Source organism: Herbidospora mongoliensis, assembly GCF_001570545.1.
In the GTDB taxonomy this organism is placed as follows: Bacteria; Actinomycetota; Actinomycetes; order Streptosporangiales; family Streptosporangiaceae; genus Herbidospora; species Herbidospora mongoliensis.
Map to the genome: position 1 here is coordinate 53289 of NZ_BBXD01000014.1, position 24957 is coordinate 78245.

General features: G+C 68.8%; 21 protein-coding genes. 10 read left to right on the forward strand and 11 right to left on the reverse strand.

The genetic code is table 11. The features are described 5' to 3' along the window. Nucleotides 1-5: 5 nt before the first annotated feature. The gene (locus AW272_RS19320; protein ID WP_066367016.1) at nucleotides 6-902 is read right to left on the reverse strand and encodes a tyrosine-type recombinase/integrase; all 897 of its coding nucleotides are present in this window, start codon (nucleotides 900-902) and stop codon (nucleotides 6-8) included. A gap of 245 nt (nucleotides 903-1147) precedes the next feature. Between AW272_RS19320 and AW272_RS19325 the strand changes: the two genes are divergently transcribed. Further along, a complete protein-coding gene (locus AW272_RS19325) occupies nucleotides 1148-1447 on the forward strand; it encodes an STAS domain-containing protein (protein ID WP_066367017.1) in 300 nt (99 codons plus the stop codon). Here the strand turns inward: AW272_RS19325 and AW272_RS19330 are convergent, their stop codons facing one another. Next, nucleotides 1448-2314, reverse strand: a complete 867-nt coding sequence (locus AW272_RS19330; protein ID WP_066367019.1) for a fumarylacetoacetate hydrolase family protein — start codon at nucleotides 2312-2314, stop codon at nucleotides 1448-1450. It lies immediately after the preceding gene. Nucleotides 2315-2354: 40 nt separating this feature from the next. After that, entirely contained in the window at nucleotides 2355-3470 is a 1116-nt protein-coding gene (locus AW272_RS19335) for an erythromycin esterase family protein (RefSeq protein WP_066367021.1), read from the reverse strand. Nucleotides 3471-3550: 80 nt separating this feature from the next. On the opposite strand from AW272_RS19335, the gene AW272_RS19340 reads away from it, so the two are divergent. Then, nucleotides 3551-4261, forward strand: coding sequence for a TioE family transcriptional regulator (locus AW272_RS19340; RefSeq protein ID WP_066367023.1), 711 nt, complete (start codon nucleotides 3551-3553; stop codon nucleotides 4259-4261). On the opposite strand, the gene AW272_RS19345 is transcribed toward AW272_RS19340, so the two are convergent. The 7 genes from AW272_RS19345 to AW272_RS19375 form a co-directional block, all read right to left on the reverse strand. Then, nucleotides 4217-5026: an ABC transporter permease gene (locus AW272_RS19345; RefSeq protein ID WP_066367024.1), complete on the reverse strand. Its 810-nt coding sequence runs from the start codon at nucleotides 5024-5026 to the stop codon at nucleotides 4217-4219. The genes AW272_RS19340 and AW272_RS19345 overlap by 45 nt on opposite strands. Beyond that, a complete protein-coding gene (locus AW272_RS19350; RefSeq protein WP_066367026.1) occupies nucleotides 5023-6033 on the reverse strand; it encodes an aliphatic sulfonate ABC transporter substrate-binding protein in 1011 nt (336 codons plus the stop codon). Before AW272_RS19350 ends, AW272_RS19345 begins: the two co-directional genes overlap by 4 nt. Then, entirely contained in the window at nucleotides 6030-6818 is a 789-nt protein-coding gene (locus tag AW272_RS19355; protein ID WP_066367028.1) for an ABC transporter ATP-binding protein, read from the reverse strand. The genes AW272_RS19350 and AW272_RS19355 overlap by 4 nt, the downstream gene beginning before the upstream one ends. 117 nt (nucleotides 6819-6935) lie before the next feature. Then, nucleotides 6936-7640: a cupin domain-containing protein gene (locus tag AW272_RS19360; protein WP_218010958.1), complete on the reverse strand. Its 705-nt coding sequence runs from the start codon at nucleotides 7638-7640 to the stop codon at nucleotides 6936-6938. Beyond that, a complete protein-coding gene (locus AW272_RS19365) occupies nucleotides 7637-8539 on the reverse strand; it encodes a DUF6807 domain-containing protein (protein ID WP_066367029.1) in 903 nt (300 codons plus the stop codon). Before AW272_RS19365 ends, AW272_RS19360 begins: the two co-directional genes overlap by 4 nt. Further along, complete coding sequence (locus AW272_RS19370; protein ID WP_066367031.1) at nucleotides 8532-9626, reverse strand: Gfo/Idh/MocA family protein; 1095 nt, start codon at nucleotides 9624-9626, stop codon at nucleotides 8532-8534. Before AW272_RS19370 ends, AW272_RS19365 begins: the two co-directional genes overlap by 8 nt. 90 nt (nucleotides 9627-9716) lie before the next feature. Continuing rightward, nucleotides 9717-10691: a LacI family DNA-binding transcriptional regulator gene (locus AW272_RS19375; RefSeq protein WP_066367033.1), complete on the reverse strand. Its 975-nt coding sequence runs from the start codon at nucleotides 10689-10691 to the stop codon at nucleotides 9717-9719. Between the two features lie 446 nt (nucleotides 10692-11137). On the opposite strand from AW272_RS19375, the gene AW272_RS19380 reads away from it, so the two are divergent. The 8 genes from AW272_RS19380 to AW272_RS19415 all read left to right on the forward strand — a co-directional run bounded on the left by AW272_RS19380 (nucleotide 11138) and on the right by AW272_RS19415 (nucleotide 23846). Beyond that, nucleotides 11138-12121: an ABC transporter permease gene (locus AW272_RS19380; protein ID WP_066367036.1), complete on the forward strand. Its 984-nt coding sequence runs from the start codon at nucleotides 11138-11140 to the stop codon at nucleotides 12119-12121. Continuing rightward, nucleotides 12118-12990, forward strand: a complete 873-nt coding sequence (locus tag AW272_RS19385) for a carbohydrate ABC transporter permease (protein WP_083958527.1) — start codon at nucleotides 12118-12120, stop codon at nucleotides 12988-12990. The genes AW272_RS19380 and AW272_RS19385 overlap by 4 nt, the downstream gene beginning before the upstream one ends. Nucleotides 12991-13031: 41 nt before the next feature. Further along, nucleotides 13032-14663 carry an ABC transporter substrate-binding protein gene (locus tag AW272_RS19390; protein ID WP_245657627.1) on the forward strand — a complete coding sequence of 544 codons (1632 nt, stop codon included), beginning with the start codon at nucleotides 13032-13034 and terminating at the stop codon, nucleotides 14661-14663. Between the two features lie 5 nt (nucleotides 14664-14668). Further along, the gene (locus AW272_RS19395) at nucleotides 14669-15355 is read left to right on the forward strand and encodes a YesL family protein (RefSeq protein WP_066367048.1); all 687 of its coding nucleotides are present in this window, start codon (nucleotides 14669-14671) and stop codon (nucleotides 15353-15355) included. Nucleotides 15356-15842: 487 nt separating this feature from the next. Further along, the gene (locus AW272_RS44180) at nucleotides 15843-17576 is read left to right on the forward strand and encodes an RICIN domain-containing protein (RefSeq protein WP_083958474.1); all 1734 of its coding nucleotides are present in this window, start codon (nucleotides 15843-15845) and stop codon (nucleotides 17574-17576) included. 37 nt (nucleotides 17577-17613) lie between these two features. Then, nucleotides 17614-18783, forward strand: coding sequence for a polysaccharide deacetylase family protein (locus AW272_RS44185; protein WP_218010959.1), 1170 nt, complete (start codon nucleotides 17614-17616; stop codon nucleotides 18781-18783). Between the two features lie 116 nt (nucleotides 18784-18899). After that, the gene (locus tag AW272_RS19410) at nucleotides 18900-21971 is read left to right on the forward strand and encodes an endo-1,4-beta-xylanase (protein ID WP_083958475.1); all 3072 of its coding nucleotides are present in this window, start codon (nucleotides 18900-18902) and stop codon (nucleotides 21969-21971) included. Nucleotides 21972-22067: 96 nt separating this feature from the next. Further along, nucleotides 22068-23846: a ricin-type beta-trefoil lectin domain protein gene (locus tag AW272_RS19415; RefSeq protein ID WP_169807574.1), complete on the forward strand. Its 1779-nt coding sequence runs from the start codon at nucleotides 22068-22070 to the stop codon at nucleotides 23844-23846. Nucleotides 23847-23901: 55 nt separating this feature from the next. On the opposite strand, the gene AW272_RS19420 is transcribed toward AW272_RS19415, so the two are convergent. After that, a complete protein-coding gene (locus AW272_RS19420) occupies nucleotides 23902-24957 on the reverse strand; it encodes a fatty acid desaturase family protein (protein WP_066367056.1) in 1056 nt (351 codons plus the stop codon).

The window sequence follows — 24957 nt, forward strand, 5'->3', positions numbered from 1 at the left end:
CTCCCTCAGATGTCGGTGATCAACGAGTTCAGCACGGCCTCCCGGTCGGTCTTGACGGGCAGCCCGTAGCGGCGGGTGCTGTCGAGGGACTCGAGGCCGAGCAGTTCGGCGACCACGATGGGGTCCTTCCCGTCGCGGATGAGCTGAGTCGCGAAAGTGTGGCGCAGCACCAGAGGGCTGAACGGATCGTCGGGGTCGGCGAAGCCGGTGATGATGTCGCGGGCCGCGCGGTCGCTCAGGCGGAAGCCCCGGTGGTTGAGGAACAGCGCCGGGTCGACGCTCGCGCCCTTCCACCCGGCCCGGACCTCCAGCCAGCCGGTCAGCACCTGGCGCAGCTCCGGGTGCACGGGCACCAGACGGGCCTTGCCGCCCCGGACGCCGAGACCGTCGGTGCGCACGTCGGTCAGGTCGAGGCCGACGACCTCGGAGATGCGCAGCCCGGCGAGATAGGGGAGCAGGGCGATGGCCCGGTCGCGCGGGGTCGCGGTGTGGCGGACCTGGGCCAGGTAGCGGCGGACGCGCTGGGCGTCGAGGGACCGGGGGGCCTGCCGGCGGGGGTCGCGTTCGCGGCCGGCCTGGGGCTTGCCGACGCCGCGGCGGGCGTAGAAGTCGTCGAGGGCCGACAGGTAGGTGTCGATCGTGGTGGGGGCCCGGTGGGCGTCTTTGAGGTGGTGCCGGAAGGCGCGGACAGCGAGGGAGGCCGCCGCTGCATCCGTCAGGGGGTCGCCTTCGAAGGTCTCTTGAGCCAGCCAGGACAGATATCCGCGCAGGCGGGAGACGTATTTGTCCTGGGTGGATCCGGCCAGAGGGGCGGTGGTGAGCGCGGCGGCGTAGTCGGCCAGCACGGTGGTGTGCGCGGCCGAGAGCGGGACGGCCCGAGACCGGGTCTTTCCGGAAGTCACTCCTTCATTCTACTTCCGGAAACACGGATTTCCGGAAGTAGTGAGGTAGAGTGAAGAAACCGAGGACATTTCGAGAACCGGCCTTCGGGCCGGTGAATCCCGGTTACTGATCTCACACATGTGTCAACCACTGTGCCGCCTGCCGGTCGGATCGAGCGGCCCAGTTCACCGCCCGTCCTGGCGGTCGGCCGATCTCCGGTCGGCAGGCATCAAGTCACGTTCCGTCACGAGAAGGAAGTGCTGCCATGACCGTCCTGGCAACATCGGCCCCGACCGTCCTGTACCTGTCCGGGGACATCGACATCTTCACCACCGCCGCCCTGCGCCGGCGGATTCTCGGCGCGCTCGACGACCGCAGCGACGCGATCGTCCTGGACATGTCCGGGGTCACCTTCTGCGGCGCCGGTGGGCTGGGCGTCCTGCTCCACGCCCAGCGCCGGGCCAGGGCGATGGGCATCACCCTGACCCTGACCGGCGTCACGCCGCGAGTGGCCAGACTGCTCTTCATCACCGGGCTGACCGGCCGCTTCGCGATCACGGCCTGATCAGAAGCCCGGCATCGCGGCCTTCCCGGCGACGACCGTGCTGGTCAGCGTGCCGACCTCCGAGATCGTGATGGTGATCTCGTCGCCCGCCTTCAAGGTGAACGGCAGCTCAGGGACCAGGCAGGTGCCGGTCGCCAGGATCACGCCGTCCGGGAAGACGTCTTCCCGGAACAGGTAGCCGACCAGGTCGTCGAGCCTGCGGTGGAGTTGGGCGGTGCTCGCCTGACCGCTCCAGGCCTGCTCGCCGTCGCGGGTGATCGTCAGTTCGATCCCGAGCGTGTACGGATCGGGTACCTCCCACGCCGGTCGGATCGCCGGACCGGTGGCGCAGCCGCCCAGATAGATCTTGGCCTGCGGCAGATAGAGCGGATTCTCGCCCTCGATCGTCCGTGAGCTCATGTCGTTGACCACGGTGTATCCGGCGATCTCGCCGTGCCGGTTGACCACCAGACCCAGCTCCGGTTCCGGTACGTCGATCTCCGAGTCGCCCCGCACCGACACGTGCTGACCGTGGCCGGTCGCCCGCCAGGCCGCCGACTTGAAGAACAACTCGGGCCGATCGGCGTCGTAGACCAGGTCGTAGACGTCGGCCGCCTGCTCACTCTCGACCATCCGGGCCGCCTTGGAGCGCTCGTACGTCACTCCGGCCGCCCACACCTCCATGCGGTCGTCGAGCGGGGGGAGCAGACGTACAGAGGATCGATCATGGCGCGGGCCGTCGGCGGCGGCGCACCGGTCGCGCAGTTCCTCCACCGTCAACCGGAGCAGTTCGCCGATCGAACCGCCGATTTCGATGATGTGGACGCCGTCGTCGAGACCGATCGTGGCCTGGCCAGTGGCCGGGCCGATAAACCGCACGATGTGCACGTAACCGCTCCTTCAGGTGGTTCTTGGCCCTCATCCTTCCCTAAGCGTCCGGGTCGCCGACGTGCAGGAGCGCGTCCGCGCCGTCGAGGGTCGCGGGGGTGAGCGGGAAGTAGCCCTGCTGCGGGGTGGTGTCGGTACGGGTGGCGCCTTCGGGGAGGTCGGTGGTGAGGCCCCACGTGGAGAAGCCGAGCCGGCCCTCGTAGGTGCCCGGATCGGGGTCGGCGAGGCCGACCGCCCGGCTGCGGCCGAGGCTCGCGGCGATGAACGCGTAGCGCTCACCCCACAGCGAGGCGATGATCGAACCGGCGCCGTGCCAGGTCACCGCCCGGTCGCCCATCTTCCAGGTGCTCGGATTCTTCTGCAGGTGGGCGTTGTGGGCGAACACGAAGGTGCGGCCCCGGCGGGCCTCGACGTCGCGGATGTCGAAGAGGTTCTCGGCCATCAGGACGTCCCGGACGCCGAGCAGCACGACCATCCGGTCACGCGGATCGGCGCGGGGGACCGCGGCCTCGGCGTGGTAGCGGAGCAGGCCGATTCCGGTGGTGAGGTGGGTCTTGGCCCGGATCCAATCGGCCCGGGGGCCCTCGGGGGCCTGGGCGTAGAGCCGCACGAGCATGTCGTCGGCGACGACGCGGGCCTGCCGGGCCCCGGGTGAGGCGCCGGGCGACTCGGTGTAGTCCATGATCGCCTCGGTGCGGTGCCAGCGTTCGTCGTCGCCGAGCAGGCCGGCGAAGTCGACGTCGAGGCCGAGGTGGTCGCGGGCGTGTTCGAGGTGGCGGCGCGGGCTGGGGGCGTTGTAGTTCTCGGTGGCGGCGTCGAAGCCGTGGAAGGTGAGGCGGTCGGCCGGCGGCCGCTTCTCGTTGTGGTCGCGCATCCAGGTGACGAGCGCGCGGAAGTGGTCTTTCTCGCCCCAGCCGTGGGTGAAGCCGTCGCGCATGACCGTGTCGAGGTCGTGCGGGCCGCCCTGGACGTAGTCGTCGACGAGGAGAGCGGCGGTGCGGCCGGTTTCGAGGGCGATCGAGCGGAAGCCGCCGGCGGCCAGCCGGGCGAGGAACTCGTTGCGGAGCCATCCGAAGGCGGGCTCGGTGTGGGTCGGCTCGCCGAGGCCCAGCAGTTCACATGAAGAAGGGACGAAGTCGAGAATCTCCTGACTCATGTCCCGCAATCGTATCGTTGAATGACCGGTTGAGACTTTGGTTATGTTTCCAGCGGTTGCCGGCGATAAAGTCTCCAACCATGCGACCGGCCGACCTCGCCCGCGAACATGGGCTCTCGACCCAGGCGGTGCGCAACTACGAGCAGGCCGGGTGCCTCCCGCCCGCCGGGCGCACCCCCAGCGGCTACCGGATCTACACCGAGGCCCACGCGGCGGCGCTGCGGGCCTTCCTGGCACTCGTTCCCGCCTACGGGCACGCGACCGCCACCGGCATCATGAACGCCGTCCACCGGGATCGGCTCGACGAGGCCCTGACCACCGTCGATCGCGGTCACGCCCAGCTTCTCCGCGACCGGGAGACGCTCGACCTGGTCCGCGGGGCCGTCCACAACCTGACGGAGGGCCAGGCCGGCCCGGCGGTGAAAACGATCGGCGCGCTGGCCCGCCGGCTCCAACTGACCCCGGCGACCCTGCGCAAATGGGAACAGGCCGGCATCCTCGACCCGGCCCGCGATCCGGCGACCGGCTACCGCGTCTTCCGCGCGGACGACATCCGCGACGCCGAGCTCGCCCACCTGCTCCGGCGCGGCGGCTACCCGCTCGGCCACATCGCCACGATCGTCCGGCAGATCCGCACCGCGGGCGGCACCGCGTCACTGTCCGGTGCCCTGGACGACTGGCGTCGCCGCCTCACCCGCCAGGGACTGGCCACGCTGCACGCGGCAGCGCGGCTCAGCCACTACCTGTCACTTGTGGAAGCGCAGAATCCGTCGCTCGACCAGCCCGAGTAGCACGTCACACAGCTTGCCCAGCGCCGCGAGCAGCAGGATCGCCATGAGCAGGATGTCGGTCCTGCCGGTGTTCTGGCTGTCGGTGAGCAGGAATCCCAGCCCCATCGACGACGCGATCAGCTCGGCGGCGACCAGGAACAGCCAGCCCTGGGCCAGCCCGAGCCGCAGGCCCGAGAAGATCGCCGGGGCGACGCTGGGCAGCATGATGCGTCCCAGCAGCTCACCGCCCCGCAGACCGTAGGCGCGCCCGACCTCGACGAGGTGGGCGTCGGCGTGCGCCAGCGCGGCCGAGATCGTGGTGTAGACGGGGAAGAAACTCCCGATCGCCACCAGCGTGATCTTCGGACCTTCGCCGATGCCGAGCCACAGCACCAGCAGCGGCACCCAGGCCAGCGACGGCACCGCCCGCAGCGCCGCGATGCTGGGCGCGACGACCGCCCGCACCCGCGCCGACAGCCCGACGATCGCGCCCAGCGCGAACCCGAGCCCCGATCCGGCCGCGAACCCGATGAGCACGCGCTGCAGGCTGATCGCGATGTGCGTCCACAGCGACCCGTCCCCGGCCAGCTCGCCCAGCGCGTCGAGGACCGAGAGCGGCGCGGGCAGCTGGGCGGACGAGTAGAGCCCGCTCGACGCGGTGACCTGCCAGACCACCAGGAGCACGACCGGCAGGATCAGCCCGGCGACCATCGGCCTCCGGCTTTTTCTGACAGGGCGCTTCCTGACGGGCTTCTCGGCCGAGCCGGTCGCCTCGATGAGCGTCACGGCTTGGCCGCCGCCTCGGCGAACTTCGGCTCAAGGAGGCTGTCGAGGGCGGTCTTCGCGTCCTGCTCGGTCTTGACCTGCTTCTCCTCGACGAGCGTCGGCAGGATGCGCTCCAGCACCGCGCGCTGGTCGGCGCCCGGAACCGCGCTGCCGGTCAGGTTGGTGCGCTCGGTGATGACGAGCTTGGCGACCTCGGGGGAGACCTTCGACTCCTTCGCCAGCAGCGCGACCGCCGCGTCGGGGTTCTTCTGGATCCAGTCACGGGCCTTCGCATAGGCGTTTACCGTCGCCTGGACGAGGTCGGGGTGCTCGGTGATGAACGCCTCGCGGGCGTTGAGGAAGCCGTAGGAGTTGAAGCCCGGGTTCCGGTAGATGAGCTTGGAACCCGCGTCGACCTGGCTCTGCGCCATCAGCGGGTCGAGCCCCGCCCACGCGTCGACGTCGCCGCGCTCAAGGGCGGTCTTGCCGTCGGCGTGCTGGAGGTTGACCACCTCGACGTCGGTCGCGGCGAGCCCCGCCTCGTGCAGCGACTGCAGCAGGAAGAAGTAGGGGTCGGTGCCCTTGGTGGCCGCGACCTTCTTGCCCTTGAGCCCCGCCACGTCGGCGATCGCCGAGTCCTTGGCGACCACGATCGCCGCCCACTCGGGCTGGCTGAAGATGCCGACCGCCTTGATGGGCGTCCCGTTCGACCGGGCCTGGAAGGCGGCGGCGCCGGCCGTCGACCCGAGGTCGATGACGTTGCCGCGCAGGTTCTCGTTGGCCTTGTTGCTGCCGGCCGACAGCGTCCAGGTGACCTTGACGTTCTTGGCGGCCAGTTCGGTCTCCAGCCACTTCTGTTCGCGGATGACCAGGCTGGACGGGTTGTAGTAGGCGTAGTCGAGCCGCAGTTCGGTCTGCGGCCCGCCGCCCTCGGCCGCGGGCTGCCCGGTCGAGTCCTCGCCGCCCACACAGGCGGTCGCCAGCGTGGCGGTCAGGGCGAGGGCCAGCGTGATCCGGAGTCTGCTCATCGTGCGTGGGTCTCTCTTTCCAGGGGGGTGGTACGTCGCGGCACGCCGAGGCCTGCCAGCAATTCGGACCTCAGCTCGGCCAGTTCCGGCTGATGATGGTCACGGGGCCGATCGCCCGGCACGTCCAGGACGACGCTCACTCCGGTGGGAGCGCCGCCCAGAAGCACGACCCGGTCGGCCAGTTTCAACGCCTCGTCGACGTCATGGGTGACGAGGATCACGGTGGTGCCCGACCGCCGCTGGACGTCCTCGACGAGGTCCTGCATCCGCAGTCGCGTCAGCGCGTCGAGCGCGGCGAAGGGTTCGTCCAGCAGCAGCACGCCCGGTTTCCGGGCCAGCGCCCGCGCCAGCGCGGTCCGTTGCGCCATGCCGCCCGACACCTGGCGCGGCCGGTAGTCGGCGAAGCCCTGGAGCTCGACCTCGCCCAGCCACTGGCGGCTCTCGGTGTCGCGCTGGTTCCTGGGCAGGTCACGGGGCAGCCCGAGGGCGACGTTGCCCGCGAGGGTCCGCCAGGGGAGCAGCCGGGGTTCCTGGAACACGACGGCGCAGCGGGAGTCGATCCCGGTGACGTCGTGGCCGTCCACCCGGACCGTTCCTGATGTGGCGGTGTCGAGCCCGCCGACCATTCTCAGCAACGTGGATTTGCCGCAGCCGGACGCGCCGAGCAGCGCGACGACCTCGCCGGGGGCGATGTCCAGATCGATGTCGCGCAGCACGACATGGTCGCCGAAAGCCCGGCCGACGCCGCGCAGCGAGACACCTGCGGGTGCGGTAGTGATCGTCACGAAACGGACTATATCCTACCAAACCGATAGACATAACGGGGTAACCGAATGGTGGAACACCGCCTGACCGAGACGACCTTAACGACCTGCCCCGGTCGGCCCTGACACCGGTCCGGCCTATCCGGTCGTCTCGCCGCGGCGGACCAGGTCGTAGGGGCTGAGGAATCCGCACATCCCGAGGCGGGGCTCGGCGAATCTGCCGATCTTCGCCACCTGGGCCGTGCCGAGGTGGTCCGATCGTCCGGCCGCGAGGGCGTCGATGTGGTCGAGGGTTCGCCGCGCCTGGGCGAGGGGGCCCGACTCGACGGCCGCCCGCCAGCGCGGCAGATGGCCGGAGACCAGGGCCGCGGCCCGGCGGTGGAACTCCCGCAGTGCCGGGGCGCTCTCCTGGAGAAGGTGGAACCCCTCAAGGGCCAGGTCCCTGCGGCGGCGGGCGAGGTCGACGCTGGGCCGGCCCGCCGCGTCGAGGATCGAGGCGGCGGCGCGGTAGGCCTCGGGCGAGGTCAGGTGGTCGGGGGGGAAGGTCATGACGGCGTCGCCGGCCTCGGGCAGGCCGCCGTTCTGCATGACCACGACGACCTTGAGGTTCCCGTGGGAGACGGCGCGGTGGATGGTCCCCGGCTCGAACCAGACGACGTCGCCCGGGGTGAGGTCGGTCTTGTCCGGGCCGCTGCTCGTCAGGGTCTCCAGCGAACCGGACCCGCCGACGACGACGTAGCACTCCGTGCAGGCCAGATGCAGGTGAGGCGTGCCGCCGCCGGGATAGACGTCGAGTTCGGTGATGCCGGCCGAGCCGGGGAAGTCCGGCAGGGGGACGGTCACGGGTGGTGCCGCTCGGCCAGGACGGCGATCTCGCTCTCGTCGTGCTGCCGGTCGAACACGACGAGGCGGTGGAAGAGCCGCAGGCTCTGCCCGGGGTCGAGGGCGATCTCCTTGTGGAAGGCGGGGGAGGGGTTGACCGCGGCGAACGGCTCGTCGCGGACGAACCACACGATCGGGACGGCCGCCGAGGTGGTGCCCGCGTAGAACAGCAGGGTCGCGCCGCCGTCGCGCTCGTCGTGCGGTGAGCTCACGGCGACCCAGGGCGCCTCTCGGCCCATGACGTCGGCGCCGGAGCCGTCGGCGCTGGTGATCCGGGCGCCGGTGAAGGCGCGGGGGCCGCGCCAGAACCAGCCGGTGTATCCGGCGTTGTGCCGTCCGTGCGTGGTCGGGCTCCCCAGGTCCAGGGGCGTGTCGCGGATGTTGGTGAGCTGGGTGGTGAAGTCGAGCTGCCAGCTTCCCTCGTCGAGATCGACGCTGTGGAAGCGGTGGCGGCGATCCTCCCGCAGCCATTCCTCTCCGGCGGAGCTGATCCAGGTGAGGTCTTCGTCGATCACGGCCTCGGCGCCGGTGTGTTCGGAACCGCGGAACGCGTCGTGCCTGATCCGGCCGAGGTTGTCGCGGCCCACGTATCCTTCGTGCCGGTCGAAGGTCGGGCCGCCCCAGAAGTTGTTTCCGCTGACGTGTGACCACGTCATCTGCAGGCCCTTGTGCCAGCGGTGGTCCCAAGGCCGGGAGATCGAGACGACGGCGCCGTCCAAAGTGCGCAGGGGAGACAGGGACGGCTTGGGCGCCTCGAAGGCCGGATCGTCGCTCACGTATATATAAGTGGCGATCGGCCGGCCGCCGACACTGATGACCCGCTCGGTCCCGGAGTCTTCGACGGTGAACGTGTCAGGCACGGGAGAGCTCCTGGGGGGCGACGTGCATCGAGTGGTAGTAAGGGTTGTCCGGCGTGAGTTCGCGGCGTTCGACCGTGCGGCCGGTGGCGGCCGACTGGTACATGCCGGCGATCAGTTCCAGGACCCGTCTGCCGTCGGCGCCGCTCACCGGGGGGCGACGGCCCGCGCGCAGCGCTTCGAGCACGACCGACAACTGGGCGGTGTGTGAGCTGGGCACGTCGGTGGAGGCGGGCCAGAAGGCCGCCTTCTCAGGCTCGACGTGGGGGGCGGGGGTCCATTTCCAGTCGGCGTTGGCGTAGCCGTACAGGTGCTCGACCTCGACGGTGGCGTCGGTGAAGTCGAAGCGCAGGTAGCTGCTCTCGCGGGGGGACAGCACGCTGTTGACGATCGACAGCAGCGCGCCCGACTCCATGCGTACCGAGGCGATCGCGACGTCCTCGGTCTCGACGTCGCGGGCCAGGGTCGCGTTGAGCGCGGTGACCTGCGCCCAGTCACCGAGTAAGGCCAGGGCGAGGTCCATCTGGTGGATGCCGTGGCCCATGCTGGGGCCGCCGCCCTCGTTCTCCCAGGTGCCGCGCCACGGGACGGCGTAGTAGTCGTCGCCCCGGTACCAGAGGGTGTGGCAGACGCCGACCAGCGGTGCGCCCAGGTCAGCGGCCCGCACGTGGTCGCGTAACCGGAGGGCGCCAGACCCGAAGCGGTGCTGGAACACGTAGGAGGCGTAGGGGCCGCCTTCGCGTTCGTGCGCGGCGACCTGGTCGTAGTCGGCGAGCGTCAGCGTCGGGGGTTTCTCGCACCACGTCCAGACACCCGCGTCCAGGCACCGGACGACCGCGTCGCGATGGGCGCCGGGGGGCGTGCACACGATCACCAGGTCGAGCCGCTCGGCGGCGAGCATGGTGGCCAGGTCGCCGTAGGAGGCGGGGATGTCCCAGGTGGCGGCGAACGCGACGGCGCGGTCGGCGTCGAGGTCGGCGACCGCGACCACCTCGGCCTGCTCGCGGTGGGCGAGGAGGGCGGGCAGGTGGCAGACCTCGGCGATGTTGCCGGTTCCCAGGATGGCGACTCTGGCCAGGGTGGGGGGCACAGATCTCCTTTCGCGGGGAGGGTCACGCGAAATCGACGTTAGTGAACGTTCACTATTCGGTCAATAGGTCACCCGGAGCGCCCCCGTGGCTCAGCTCGGGGGCGCGGCCGTGGACTCGCGGAAGATCAGCCGGGGGTGCAGGTGGGGCCGGAACCCGGGATCGGGGTCGCCCGCCATCCGCGCCAGCAGGACCCGCATCGACTGTCGGCCCAGCGTGACGCGGTCGAGGTCGACGGTGGAGATCGACGGGCTGAAGTACTGGGTGAACTGCTCGTTGTCCCAGCCGAAAACGCTGACGTCCCGCGGCACCCGCCATCCGCGATCCTGGAATCCCCGGATGACTCCCATCGCGACGAAGTCGTTGGCGGCGACGACGGCCGTGACCCCGGAGGCGTCGGGGAGGTCGCGAGCGGTGTCGTAGCCCGACTGCACGCTCCAGTCGCCGTCGACGACCGCGTAGGACTCCAGGCCGCGCGCCTTGATCGTCTCCAGGTAGACGTCGCGCCGATTGCGCGCCGACGCCCAGTCGGAGTTGCCGGCGACGTGCAGGAACCGCCGGTGGCCGAGTGAGGCCAGGTGATCGACGATGTCGGCCGCCGCGCCGCCGCTGGCCAGGAAACCCTGCGACCGGAGGTTGTCGTCGTAGGCGCCCACGACCACCGTCGGCGGCCCGCCGGGACGGGCGTCCGCGATCTCGCCGAGTGGCGTGAACGCCAGCACGCCGTCGGCCTGGCCGGAGTCGAGCAAGGACCGCACCCGATCGCCCCGGATCTTCTCGCTGCCCTCCAGGCCCACGATGTCGATCATGTAGCCCGCGGCGTGGGCCTCGGCCGATGCCCCGCCCAGGGTCTGGACCGGCACGAACGACGTCACCGCGGGGAGCACGACCATGATCCGGTTCGAGCGGCGGGTGCGCATCGACCGGGCGACGAGGTTCGGCCGGTAGTCGAGATCCGCGATGGCCTGCTCGATCAGGGCGAGCGTCACGGGCTTCAGCCCGCCGTTGCCGCGCAGGAAGCGCGAGACCGTCTGGTGCGAGACCCCCGCCCTCCTGGCGACGTCCATGATCGTCGCTCGCCTGCCCGCGGGCGGCCCGCCTGCCGAGGGTTCGGACGGTCTCAAGCTCGGATCCGTTCTGCAGGTCGGGCACGTTCCGCCCACAGTACTGCGGGCCTGTGAGAGCGTTTCCCGGCCGCAGGCAGGCCGAGGTCGGGCGGGTGGACCGGTCCGGCTCGACAGGCTGAAATATTTCGAATCCAATAGCACTCAATCGATGTATTTGAGATCTGCTTCACCCCCACGACAGTGGCACTTTCGGGTGAATCGGCAGTTGACAGCGCTCTTGACGCACCCACTTCCCCCGCTTATATTTCCGCAATATTAAGGGGACTGATGGAAAGTTTCTTTCCCCTCGTGAGCCCTGATGCCTTCCGTGGACGGCGTCGGGCGGCACCGCCGTCGGCCGAAGGGACGGGCATGACAGGCCAGAAAGCACCCCAGCCGGTGCGCACATGAGTGCCACCGGGACGGTCGACGCCCCGTCCGACACTCAAGATCGCCGGAAGGCTCCTCCTGCGGGCAGGCCCCGCGCCGGGCCCACCTGGCGGCAGGCGCTGCGCCGTGACTGGCAGCTCTACTCGCTGGCCGTTCTCCCGTTGCTGTTCTTCGCGATATTCCGGTACCTGCCGATGATCGGCAACGTCATCGCCTTCCGGAAGTTCGAGCCCGGCGGCAGCGTGCTGGGCGAGGAATGGGCGGGGCTGCGGTACGTCCAGATGTTCCTGAGCGATCCGACGTTCTGGCGGGTGTTCACCAACACGCTGGTCCTCGGCGGGCTGACGCTGCTGTTCTGCTTCCCGATGCCGATCGTGCTCGCGCTGCTGATCAACGAGGTGCGGATGCGGCGCTTCAAGCGGTTCGTGCAGTCGGTCTCCTACCTGCCGCACTTCCTGTCGATGGTGGTCGTGGCCGGTCTGATCATGGAGATGCTGTCGGTCGACGGGCCGGTGAACCAGATCGTCCGCGCGGTGGGCGGGGACGCCGTCGCGTTCATGCAGGAACCGGGCTGGTTCCGGACGATCTACGTCTCCTCGGAGATGTGGCAGACCGTCGGCTGGGGCACGATCCTCTACCTCGCCGCGCTCACGACCATCGACGACCAGCTGTACGAGGCCGCCCGCATGGACGGCGCCGGCCGCTGGCGGCAGACCTGGCACGTGACACTGCCCGGCATCCGGCCGACCGCGGTCACCCTGCTCATCCTGAACATCGGCGCGTTCATGGCGGTCGGGTTCGAGAAGGTCCTGCTGCTCTACAACCCGCTGACCTATCCGACCGCCGACGTGATCTCCACGTACCTCTACCGCATGGGCGTGGTCTCCAACAACTTCAGCTACGCCGCGGCGATCGGGTTACTCGAGGCCCTGATCGGGCTGGTCCTGGTCCTGACGGCGAACCTGATCTCCCGGCGATCGGTGGGGACGAGCCTGTGGTGACGGTGGATCGGACCAGGGGCTACCGCCTGTTCCAGGGACTGAACGCCGTCATCCTCACCGGCGTCGTGATCGTCACCCTCTACCCCGTGATCAACATCATCGCGCGGTCGCTGAGCGACGAGAACGCCATCCGCTCAGGTTCGGTCAACCTCATCCCGCGCGGCTTCACCTTCCAGACCTACCAGTACGTGGCCTCCGACCCCACGTTCTGGATCAACTACCGCAACACCGTCGTCTACACGGTCGTGGCCACGTTGATCGCGATCATCCTGACCACCTGCTACGCCTATGTGCTTTCCAAGCCGAAACTCAAGGGCCGCAAGGCCCTGATCTGGGTCGCCGTCTTCACCATGTTCTTCTCCGGCGGCCTCATCCCGAACTACATCCTGATCTCCAGCCTGGGCTTGAAGGACAGCATCTGGGCGATCGTCCTGCCCAACGCCATCAGCGTCTTCAACCTCCTGGTCATGAAGGCGTTCTTCGAGGGACTGCCGGCCGAGCTGGAGGAAGCCGCCGCTATCGACGGCATGAACACCTACGGCATCCTGCTGCGCATCGTGCTGCCGCTGTCCAAGGCGGTGCTCGCGGCGATGGTGCTGTTCTACGCCGTCGCGTTCTGGAACTCCTGGTTCTCCGCCTTCCTCTACATGACCCAGTCGGACCTGTTCCCGGTGACCGTCTACCTGCGCAACCTGATCGCCGGCGCCACGTCCGCGACGTCCGTCGGCGCCGACGCGACCAACATGACCGTCGCCGCCAACATCAAGTCGGTGACGATCGTGCTCACCCTCCTGCCCATCGTCCTGATCTACCCCTTCGTCCAGCGCTTCTTCGTCTCCGGAGTCACGCTCGGCGCCGTCAAGGGATAGGCCCCACCCCCTCCTGAGGAAAGGCATCCCCCATGTATCAGATGAACCGCCGCACGGCGCTGATCACCATCGGCACGGCTCTGGCGCTGGCCGGCTGTGGCACCGACGAGCCGGAGAAGAAGGGCGACGACTTATCGGCCAAGCGCGACGGCGCGATGGCGAACTTCGCGGTCGGCACCCAGTTCGCGGCCACCGCACCGGTGTCCTTCTCCCTGCTGTACAACAACCACTCGTTCTATCCGATCAAGAACGACTGGCTGTTCTGGTCGGAGCTCACCAAGCGGACCAACACGACGCTCGTGCCGAGCGTGGTGCCGCTCAGCGACTACGAGAGCAAGCGCAGCCTGATGATCGGCGCCGGCGACGCCCCGCTCATCATCCCCAAGACCTATCCCGGCCAGGAGACCTCGTTCGTCGCCTCCGGAGCGATCCTGCCGGTCAGCGACTACCTCGACCTGATGCCGAACTTCAAGGACAAGGTCGCCAAGTGGAACCTGGGGCCCGACCTCGACACGCTCCGCCAGTCGGACGGCCGCTTCTACCTGCTCCCCGGCCTCCACGAGGGCTACTGGGTCGAATACTCCCTGGCCATGCGAACCGACATCCTCGAAGAGCTCGGCCTGGAGATCCCCACCACCTGGGACGAACTGCACACCGTCCTCAAGGCGATGAAGGCCAAGTACCCGGACCAGTACCCCATGTCCGACCGATGGGGCGTGCCCACCCCCGGCGGCGCGCTGCTCAGGGTCCTCGGTTCGCAGTTCGGCGCCCCCGGAGGCTGGGCCTACCAGAACGCGACCTGGGACCCCAAAGCCCAGAAGTTCGCCTTCACCGGGGCGATGGAGCAGTACAAGCAGGCCCTGACCTACCTCCACACGCTGGTGGCGGAGAAGCTGCTGGACCCGGAGAGCTTCACCCAGCCCGACGACATGGCGATCCAGAAACTGGCGTCCGGCAAGTCGTTCGTGATCAGCACGAACGCGCAGACGCTGGTCAACGAGTATCGGCCGCCGCTGGCCGAGGCCAATCCCAGGGCCAAGCTCGTCAAGATCCCGGTGCCCATCGGGCCGATGGGACCCATCAAGCCCGACCCGAAGACCCGCCTGGAGAACGGCATCATGATCTCCAAGAAGGCCCTGGACAGCAAGAACTTCGTCGCCATGATGCAGTTCATCGACTGGCTCTGGTACTCCGACGCGGGCCAGGCCTTCGCCAAGTGGGGGATCGATGGCGTGACCACCACCAAGGACGGGTCGGGCAAGTACAAGCCGGCGTCGGACGTCGACTTCATCGGGCTCAACCCCGGTGCGCCCAAGCACCTGCAGAAGGACTTCGGCTTCTCCAACGGCGTGTTCGCCTACGGCGGCAGCACCGAACTGCTCCAGTCGACCTTCTCCGAGGAGGAGGTGGCGTTCCAGAAGACCATGAACGCCCGCACCGCCCTGCCGGTCGAGCCGCCCCACCCGCTGACGGACGCCGAGCGTGAGCAGGCCACGCTCTGGGAGACGCCGCTGAAGGACCACGTCACCCAGAACACGCTCAAGTTCATCCTCGGCAACCGCGACCTCGGCGAGTGGGACGCCTACGTCAAGGAGCTGGAGGCGCAGAACAGCAAGGCGTACATCGACATGGTGAACGCCGCCTACGAGCGCTACAAGAAGCAGCACGGCTGACCCGAGTGACCGACACGACGACCGGAACCCGGTTCGGCCAAGGACCTCTGGCCCGCGCGTGCGCGCTGATCTACACCCTGATGGTGGTCGAGGCGCTGTTCCTGCTCACCACGGTGCCCGGCCTCGTCGCCCTGGTGCTGCTCGACCGTGACCCCGCCAACGTCCCGCTGGCAGGGGCCTGCCTGATCCCGGTCGGTCCGGCACTGTCCGCCGCGCTCTACGCATTGCATCATCGGCGCCCTGACCTCGCCGATCTTCATCCGATGGCGATGTTCTGGCGCGGTTACCGACTCAACGTCCGCGGGGCCCTGAAGCTGTGGGTTCCGTGGCTGGGATGGCTGACCGTCATCGCGACCGGCCTCGCGCACTTCGGGGCCGCCGGCGTGCCGACCTGGTGGGCGGTGTTGTCGGTCGTCATCGCGGTGGCGGCGATCCTGTGGGCGGCCAACGCCCTGGTGATCGTGTCCCTCTTCGAGTTCCGCACCCGGGACGTCGCCCGCCTCGCGGCCTATTTCCTGAGCGGCTCGTTCCGGGTCACGCTGGGCAACCTCAGCCTTCTGGTCGTGGCGGGCTGCGTCACGCTGATCGGCTCCGAGGCGCTGCTGACGCTGCTGGTCTCGGTGCTGGCCGGGGCGCTCCTGCTGAACAGCCGCTCCATGATCGCCGAGGTTCGACGGAGATTCACGGCCTGACGGACACCCGGTAAGTCAAACGGAGCGGGTCTCCAAGAGTTCCCTCACGAGATCGTTGCCACGAAATATTTCACGAGTTTCCTGAAAGTTGCATCCTTTAAGGATTTGGTCAGGTAATTCACCTGCATATATGTCACGAGAACTTTCGGCTCAAGTGATCGAGTCCTGGAGTGGAACGCGATAGGAGCCTTTCTCCGAAAGTTTTCGAAGCACCTCCCGACTGAATGATTCAGGGCCGTGGGCCTCCGGAGTGCGAGCTTCGGGAACGCTCCCGCAGCTTGCGGCAGGCGTCGGCGGGGTCGAGCGAATCGGGCGATCAGTCACCTCTTGACCGGATTCGCACGTGTCGGGTTTGCTCCGGCCCACCGACAGAGATCGCCGACTGTGAGCGTCGGAGCGGTACGACGCTCTCCACCGGATCTCGCCCCACGCGGACGTCAGCGACACCTCTTGTCGCTCCCACCCCCCACCCGGAAGGAACGATCTAGTGATCATCAGATTGGGCCGGTTCAAGATCCGTTCGGCGATCGTCGCGCTGACGGCGGCGACGACGCTCGCGGCCGTCGGAGCGGTGGCACTGGGCACCACCCAGGCCACCGCGGCCGTCGGAGTCGAGAACGAGGGCGCGGACTGCACCGTGCCCACCCTGCCCGACCAGGGAGCCCTGCCCACCAACTCCCGGCTGCCCGACCCCTTCAAGAGGCTGAACGGCACCCGCATCACCAGCAAGGCCGACTGGCGCTGCCAGCGCGAGGAGACCAAGCGGCTGGCCGAGAAGTTCGTCTACGGCGAGAAGCCCGGCAAGCCGCAGACCGTCACCGGAACCGTCTCCAGCTCCAACATCACGGTGAACGTCAACCACAACGGCAGAAGCTCCAGCTTCTCGGCCAGTGTGCAGCTCCCCAGCGGCACCGGACCGTTCCCCGTCGTGGTCGTGCTGGGCGGATTCGGCGCCGACACCGCCGCGATCCGGGCGGCCGGCGCGGCCACCATCAACTACGACCCCTACGTCGTCGGCCGCGAGGGGACCCCGCGCAACAACAAGCAGGGCGCCTTCTACAGCATCTACGGCAACACCAGCAGCACCGGCCTGCTGGCCGCCTGGGCCTGGGGCGTCTCCCGCATCATCGACGTCATCGAGTCGAACGGCGGCAACGTCCTGCGCGCCGACGTCGGCGTCACCGGCTGCTCCCGCTTCGGCAAGGGCGCGTTCGTGGTCGGCGTGTTCGACCAGCGCATCGCCCTGACCATGCCGATCGAGTCCGGCAGCGCCGGCGTCCCGATCTTCCGCGGCATCCCCGGCGAGGGCGCGCAGAGCCTGTCGTCGGCCTACGGCGAGCAGCCGTGGCTGGGCGACGCGTTCGGCTCCTTCACCAGCAACCCGAACCGGCTGCCGGTCGACACCCACCAGGCGGTGGCCATGATCGCGCCGCGCGGCCTGTTCATCATGGACAACCCGCACATCGCCAACCTGGGCCCGCGCTCGGCCGCCGTGGCCGCGCTGGGCGGCGCCGAGGTCTACAAGGCCCTCGGCGCGGGCGCCAACATCACCTACCACTCCAACGTCACCAACGGCAGCCACTGCGCCAACCGCTCCGAGTGGACGACCCCGCTCCGGTCCAACATCCAGAAGTTCCTGGTCAAGACCGGCAGCTACACCGGCTCGATCAACATGCACGCCAACACGACCGGCAACCTGGCCAGCTGGCGCGACTGGACGACCCCCACCCTCACCGACGGCGACCCCTCCCCGACGCCGACCCCCTCACCGAGCGGCTCCCCGTCGCCGAGCCCGTCGCCCAGCGCCAGCCCCTCGCCTTCGCCGTCCCCCTCGCCGTCTCCTTCGACGACGTTCCGGCTGCGCAACGAGGGTGCGGGCCGGTGTGTGGACTCGCCGAACAGCGCTTCGGCGAACGGCACGCTGTTCCAGATCTACGACTGCCACACCAACCCGAACCAGCGGTTCACCCACACCTCGGGCCGCCAGTTGCAGATCCTCGGCAAGTGCCTGGACGCCCCGACCGGTGCCGGCTCGGGCACCCGCGTGCAGTTGTGGGACTGCCACACCAACACCAACCAGCAGTGGAACTTCAACTCCGACGGCACCGTCACCAACGGGGCCAACAACCTGTGCCTGGCGGTGAGCGGGACGGCCAACTCCAGCACGGTGACCGTCGCCAGCTGTAACGGCAGCGCCAACCAGCGCTGGACCAGGGCCTGACCGCAGGATCCACACCGTGGAGCAGTGAGGAATCGAAATGATCGACAACACCGACCCGGACGGCGGACGCCGCAAGCGCCCGTCAGCCATCAGAAAAGCCCTGGTCATCGCCGCCCTGGGCGTCCTCAGCGCGAGCCTCGCCGTGGTCCTGTCCACCCCGGCCGGCGCCGCGAACTGCAGTGGCGGATACGTCGGCCTGACCTACGACGACGGGCCGAACGCGGGCAACACCACCACCCTGCTGAACGCGTTACGGCAGAACGGCCTGCGGGCCACGATGTTCAACGTCGGCCAGAACGCCCAGAACAACCAGGCGCTGGTACGCGCGCAGCGCGACGCCGGGATGTGGATCGCCAACCACAGCTACACGCACCCGCACATGACCAGCATGAGCCAGTCGCAGATGCAGTCGGAGATCCAGCGGACCCAGACCGCCATCCAGCAGGCCACCGGAACGGCTCCGACGCTGTTCCGCCCGCCGTACGGCGAGACCAACGCCACGCTGAAGGCGGTCCAGCAGCAGCTGGGTCTCCGGGAGATCATCTGGGACGTCGACTCCCAGGACTGGAACGGCGCCTCCACCGCCCAGATCGCCCAGCGCGCGGGCGGCCTGCAGAACGGCCAGATCATCCTGATGCACGACCAGTACGCGACCACGGTCGCCGCGATCCCGCAGATCGCCCAGACCCTGACCAGCCGCAACATGTGCGCCGGCATGATCTCGGCCTCCACCGGACGAGCGGTCGCGCCTGACGACGGCCCGTCTCCATCACCCAGCCCGTCCGCGTCGCCCAGCGCCAGCCCTTCGCCGTCTCCCTCCACCTCTCCTTCGACGACGTTCCGGCTGCGCAACGAGGGTGCGGGGCGGTGTGTGGACTCCCCGAACAGCGCCAGCGCGAACGGGACGCTGTTCCAGATCTACGACTGCCACACCAACCCGAACCAGCGGTTCACCCACACCTCCGGTAGGCAGCTCCAGATCCTCGGCAAGTGCCTGGACTCCCCGACCAACGCCGGATCCGGGACCCGCGTCCAGCTGTGGGACTGCCACACCAACACCAACCAGCAGTGGAACTTCAACAGCAACGGCACCGTCACCAACGGCGCCAACAACCTGTGCCTGGCGGTGACCGGCACGGCCAACTCCAGCACGGTGACCGTCGCCAGTTGCAACGGCAGCGCCAACCAACGCTGGACCAGGGCCTGACCCGGACCGGCTCCCACATCCGCGCCGGTCCAGGCCCCCTGGGCCGGCGCGTCCCTTCCGCGCGGGGGCGCGGTCCACCATGCCCGTTTCACCTTCGTTCCTGCGGAGGAACCGAAATGCGAAAGACCATCTCCCCGACCGAAAGACCACGTCTCCTACGACGGTTGATCACCGCGTCCGCCGTCGCGATGGCGTGCGCGGCCGCCACCTTCGCGGTGGTCGTCGCCCAGCCCGCGGGCGCCGCCGACGATCCCCAGTGGTCGATGGGCGGCCAGAACATCGGCAACAGCCGGTCCAACCCGACCGAGACCGTCCTCAGCCCGTCGACGGTGCCCGGTCTGAGGCTCAACTGGTCGTACACGACCAGGGGTCCGGTCTCCGCGACGCCCGCCGTGGTCGACGGCGCCGCCTACTTCCCCGACTGGGGCGGATACGTCCACAAGGTGAACGCGAGCACGGGGCAGGTGATCTGGTCGCGGTCGGTCGCGTCGTATGTGGGCGGCACCGGCACCGTGGTCGCCCGCACCCACCCCGTCGTGGTCGGCGACACCGTCTACATCGGCACCCAGACCGGCGCCAGGCTGCTGGCGATCAACACCACCAACGGTGACCTGCGGTGGAACGTCGCCACCGACACCCACGCCGACGCCGTGCTCACCGGCGGGGCGGTCTACCACAACGGCGTCCTCTACCAGGGCGTCTCCTCCCTGGAGTTCAGCCAGGCCTCCAACGCCGGGTACGACTGCTGCACCTTCCGGGGCAGCCTCGTGGCGTTCGACGCCACCACCGGCGCCCGGCTGTGGAAGACGTTCATGCTGCCGGACCAGGGGCCGGGCGGTGACATCTTCAGCGGCGCGTCGGTCTGGGGGAGCACCCCGAGCATCGACCCCGCCACCAACACGATCTTCGTCGGCACCGGGCAGAACTACTCCATCCCGCAGAGCGCGGCGCAGTGCCAGGCCAACGGCGGAACCCCGCAGCAGTGCCTGCCCTCGTGGAACGCCAAGGACTCCATCGTCGCGATGGACCTGACCACCGGCGCGATCAAGTGGAACTCCGGGCCGGCCCGTTTCGACGAGTGGAACTTCGGCTGCCTGCCGGGCTATCCGCCGAACAACTGCCCGAACCCCGGTCCCGACCACGACACGAGTGACGGCACCCACCTGTTCGACATCCCCGGTCCGAACGGCACTACTCGGCGCGCGGTCGGCGCGGGCCAGAAGAGTGGCGAGTTCTGGATGCTCGACGCGGCCACCGGGGCGGTCATCTGGAGCGCCTCGATCGGCCCCGGCTCGACCCAGGGCGGCATCGAGTGGGGCACCGCCAATGATGGCCGGCGCATCTTCTTCACCTCCAGCAACGCCGGCAACCTCACGCACACCCTGCCCAACGGGCAGACGATCACCTACAGTTCGTTCGGCGCGCTGGACGTGGCCACCGGCCAAATCCTCTGGCAGGTCGCCGAACCGCGCGGCGGCCGCTCGATCGGCCCGGCCACCTACGCCAACGGCGTCGTGTACGTCGGCTCGATGAACAACTGGATGTACGCGCTCAACGCCGACAACGGCCAGGTGCTGTGGGAGTACCAGGGCCAGGGCTCCTCCAACGCGGGCCCGGCGATCGTCGGCGGCAAGCTCTACTGGGGCAACGGCTACTCACGCGGCGGCACGACAAGCACGACCTTCTACTCGTTCGGCCTCCCCGGAAACCCGTCGCCGTCCCCGTCTCCCTCGCCGTCTCCCTCGCCTTCGCCGTCCCCGAGCCCCAGCCCGAGCCCCAGCCCGAGCCCGAGCCCCAGCCCGAGCACCAGCCCGCCGCCCGGTCCCGGCACCACCCTGGGAGCAGCCGCCGCCCGCAGCGGGCGTTACTTCGGCGTCGCGATCAGTGGCGGCAAGCTGAGCCAGCCGGCGTACACGACGATCGCCAGCCGTGAGTTCAACTCGGTCACCGCCGAGAACGAGATGAAGATCAACGCCACCGAGCCCAACCCCAACCAGTTCAGCTTCGGCGCCGGTGACCAGATCTACAACTGGGCCGTCCAGAACGGCAAGCGGGTGCGTGGCCACACCCTGGCCTGGCACTCCCAGCAGCCGGCGTGGATGGAGAGCCAGTCGGGCAGCACCCTGCGCCAGTCGATGATCCGCCACATCAACGGTGTCATGGCGCACTACCGGGGCAATCTCGTGCACTGGGACGTCGTCAACGAGGCCTTCGCCGACGGAAGCGGCGGCGGACGGCGCAGTTCCAACCTCCAGAACACCGGCAACGACTGGATCGAGGTCGCCTTCCGCACCGCGCGGGCCGCCGACCCGAACGTCAAGCTCTGCTACAACGACTACAACGTCGAGAACTGGAGCGCGGCCAAGACCCAGGCCATGTACCGGCTGGTCCAGGACTTCAAGAGCCGGGGCGTGCCGATCGACTGCGTCGGCTTCCAGGGCCACTTCAACAGCGGCAACCCGGTGCCGGCCAACTTCCAGACCACCCTGCAGAACTTCGCCGACCTGGGCGTGGACGTGGCCATCACCGAACTCGACATCGCCGGCGCCTCGGCCACCTCCTACGCCAACGTCACCCGGGCCTGCGTGAACGTGGCCCGCTGCGTCGGCATCACCGTGTGGGGCGTCCGCGACCAGGACTCCTGGCGGTCCGGCGACTCACCCCTGCTGTTCGACAACAACGGCAACAAGAAGGCCGCCTACACAGCGGTCCTGAACGAACTCAACGCGGCGGTGCCCAACCCGAGCCCGTCGCCCAGCCCCTCACCCAGCCCTTCACCCAGCGCCAGCCCTTCGCCTTCGCCGTCTCCTTCGACGACGTTCCGGCTGCGTAACGAGGGTGCGGGCCGGTGCGTGGACTCGCCGAACAGCGCCACGGCGAACGGCACGCTGTTCCAGATCTACGACTGCCACACCAACCCCAACCAGCGGTTCACCCACACCTCCGGTAGGCAGTTGCAGATCCTCGGCAAGTGCCTGGACTCCCCGACGAACGCCGGATCCGGCACCCGAGTCCAGCTCTGGGACTGCCACACCAACAGCAACCAGCAGTGGAACTTCAACAGCAACGGCACCGTCACCAGCGCCGCCGGCAACCTGTGCCTGGCGGTGACCGGGACGGCCAACTCCAGCACCGTGACCGTCGCCTCCTGCAACGGCAGCGCCAACCAGCGCTGGACCCGCGCATAACCCCCAACCAGCAGCGACACCCGTGCCGGTCCAGACGAACCCCGCCTGGACCGGCCGGAGCCGCCGATCCTGACCAGCTTGATCTGAGGAGAGATCGTGATACGAGTCCTCATGGCGTCCGCGCTACTCGGCACGTCACTGGTGAGCGGGGCGACCGCGGCCGCGCCGGTCATCACCGTGTCGGAGAGCGTTCAGCATCAGGAGATCGACGGCTTCGGCATCTCCACGGCGTTCCGGCGAGGCGAACTGCTGCGCGGCCTTTCGACGACGCAGCAGAACGACATCTTCCGGCTGTGGTTCGACCGCAGCACCGGGGCGGGGCTCAGCATCCTGCGCCTCGGCATCGGCGCCTCACCGGCGGGCGTGCCGTACGACAAGATGGTCTCCATCCAGCCGCAGGATCCGGGTGGCCCCGACGCCACGCCGAGGTATGTGTGGGACGGTGACGACGGCGCCCAGGTCTGGGTCGCCAAGGTCGCCCAGTCGTACGGCGTGCGGCGTTTCTACGCCAACGCCTGGAGCGCCCCCGGTTACATGAAGGACAACGGGAGCGCCGACAACGGCGGCACCCTCCGGCCCGAGTGGCGGGCGGCCTACGCCCGATACCTGATGCAGTACACGAAGTTCTACGAGCAAGAAGGCATCAAGATCACGGATCTGGGCTTCCTCAACGAGCCCGACTACACCGCCAGCTACGAGTCGATGCGGTTCACCCCCGCGCAGGCGGTGGCGTTCGCCAAGGTCCTCGGCCCGATGGCCGGAGACGTGAAGATCGCCTGTTGTGACGCCTTCGGGTGGGACCAGGCCAGGTCGTACACCAGCGCCATCGAGGCCGACGCGGACGCCCGCCGCTACGTGTCGACCTACACCGGCCACACGTACGCCAGCCCGATCACCGGCCCGCAGCCCGGGAACAAGCCCACCTGGATGTCGGAGTGGGGCCCCAGCGCCGGCGCCTGGACCGTGAACTGGGACGACGGCAGCGGCCGCGACGGATTCACCATCGCCTCAGCCATCCACACGGCGCTCACCACGGGCAACGTCAGCGCCTACCTCTTCTGGCTCGGCGGCTCGCGCGGCGACACCCAGGCGTTCATCCAGATCAACGACACGGCGCGGACCTACCAGGTGTCCAAGCGGCTGTGGGCGATGGCGGCGTACAGCCGCTTCATCCGGCCGGGCGCGGTCAGGATCGGCGCGTCGTCGAGCGACTCGGCCCTGCGGGCCTCGGCGTTCCGCAACCCCGACGGCACGAAGGTGATCGAGGTGCTCAACACCGGCTCCTCGGCCGTCGCCTGGGACGGCATCGCGGGCGCGGCCAGCGCGTACGTCACCGACAACACCAACTCCCTGACGCCCACTACGGTGACGGGCGGAGCCGTCACCCTCAGGCCACGCTCCCTCACCACCGTGGTCATCGGCACCGGACCGTCGCCGTCCCCTTCCCCGTCTCCGAGCCCGTCGCCCAGCGCCAGCCCCAGCCCGTCGCCCAGTCCCGCGACGGCGTTCCGGCTGCGTAACGAGGGTGCGGGCCGGTGTGTGGACTCCCCGAACAGCGCCAGCGCGAACGGGACGCTGTTCCAGATCTACAACTGCCACACCAACCCCAACCAGCGGTTCACTCACACCTCCGGCCGCCAGTTGCAGATCCTCGGCAAGTGTCTGGACGCCCCGACAGGAGCCGGTTCGGGAACCCGCGTGCAGTTGTGGGACTGCCACACCAACACCAACCAGCAGTGGAACTTCAACAGCAACGGCACCGTCACCAACGGGGCCGGCAACCTGTGCCTGGCGGTGAGCGGGACGGCCAACTCCAGCACGGTGACCGTCGCCACCTGCAATGGTAGCGCCAACCAGCGCTGGACCAGGGTGTGAATCAGCCTCCGGAGCGCCGGTCCAGACGCTCCCCTGGACCGGCGCTCCTCCGGGCTCAGCCTGGCAGCGCCAGTCGCAGGACGCGCTTCCACACCGAGCCCACCTGCCGGGTCAGGGAGCCGGAGGTGTAGGCCAGGCCGTATCGGTCGCACAGGGCCCGGACCCGGGGGGCGATCTCGGCGTAGCGGTTGCTGGGCAGGTCGGGGAACAGGTGGTGCTCGATCTGGTGGCCCAGGTTGCCGCTCATGATGTGGAACAGGCGGCCGCCGTCGATGTTGCAGGAGCCGAGAAGCTGGCGGAGATACCATTCGCCCCGGGTTTCGCCGTCGAGGCGGTCCTCGGTGAAGTACTCGGCTCCGTCGGGGAAGTGGCCGCAGAAGATGATGGCGTGCGCCCACACGTTGCGGGTCGTGTTCGCGGTCAGGTTGGCCAGCAGGGCGGGCAGGAAGGCCGGTCCGGCCAGCAGCGGGAAGGCGACATAGTCCTTGACGGCCTGGCGTCGTGCCTTGCGGGCGAGCATGCGCAGCTGGGGCAGGATCTCCGCCGGGCTCTTCTCCCCGGACGGGACGCGTTCGAGTTCGAGGTCGTAGATCGCGATGCCGTATTCGAAGAACAGCGCCAGCAGCACGTTGTAGAAGGGCTGGGCGAGGTGGAGCGGGTGCCAGTCCTGCTCGGGGGTGACGCGCAGCGCCGAGTAGCCGATGTCCCTGTCCTTGCCGAGCACGTTGGTCCAGGTGTGGTGGACGAAGTTGTGCGAGTGCTTCCACATCTCGGCCGGGCAGACGATGTCCCACTCCCAGGTGGTGGAGTGGATCTCCGGGTCGCGCATCCAGTCCCACTGCCCGTGCAGGACGTTGTGGCCGATCTCCATGTTCTCCAGGATCTTCGCGGCGGACAGCGCCGCCGTCCCGGCGATCCAGGCGGGCGGCAGCCAACCGGCCAGCAGCACCACCCGGCCGCCCAGTTCCAGCATGCGCTGGGCGGCGATGACGCCGCGGATGTAGCGGGCGTCGCGGTCGCCGAGATCGCCCAGTACCTCCTCCCGGATCTTGTCCAGTTCTCGGCCGAACTCGTCGATGTCGGCCTCGGTGAGATGCGATGTGCCGGTCAT

What these genes read in the sequence shown, in the direction of transcription:
- AW272_RS19325 (WP_066367017.1), top strand. Translation starts at nt 1,148, where the DNA reads ATGACCGTCCTGGCAACATCGGCCCCGACCGTCCTGTACCTGTCCGGG.
- AW272_RS19335 (WP_066367021.1), bottom strand. Translation starts at nt 3,470, where the DNA reads ATGAGTCAGGAGATTCTCGACTTCGTCCCTTCTTCATGTGAACTGCTG.
- AW272_RS19340 (WP_066367023.1), top strand. Translation starts at nt 3,551, where the DNA reads ATGCGACCGGCCGACCTCGCCCGCGAACATGGGCTCTCGACCCAGGCG.
- AW272_RS19350 (WP_066367026.1), bottom strand. Translation starts at nt 6,033, where the DNA reads ATGAGCAGACTCCGGATCACGCTGGCCCTCGCCCTGACCGCCACGCTG.
- AW272_RS19375 (WP_066367033.1), bottom strand. Translation starts at nt 10,691, where the DNA reads ATGGACGTCGCCAGGAGGGCGGGGGTCTCGCACCAGACGGTCTCGCGC.
- AW272_RS19380 (WP_066367036.1), top strand. Translation starts at nt 11,138, where the DNA reads ATGAGTGCCACCGGGACGGTCGACGCCCCGTCCGACACTCAAGATCGC.
- AW272_RS19390 (WP_245657627.1), top strand. Translation starts at nt 13,032, where the DNA reads ATGAACCGCCGCACGGCGCTGATCACCATCGGCACGGCTCTGGCGCTG.
- AW272_RS44185 (WP_218010959.1), top strand. Translation starts at nt 17,614, where the DNA reads ATGATCGACAACACCGACCCGGACGGCGGACGCCGCAAGCGCCCGTCA.
- AW272_RS19410 (WP_083958475.1), top strand. Translation starts at nt 18,900, where the DNA reads ATGCGAAAGACCATCTCCCCGACCGAAAGACCACGTCTCCTACGACGG.
- AW272_RS19420 (WP_066367056.1), bottom strand. Translation starts at nt 24,957, where the DNA reads ATGACCGGCACATCGCATCTCACCGAGGCCGACATCGACGAGTTCGGC.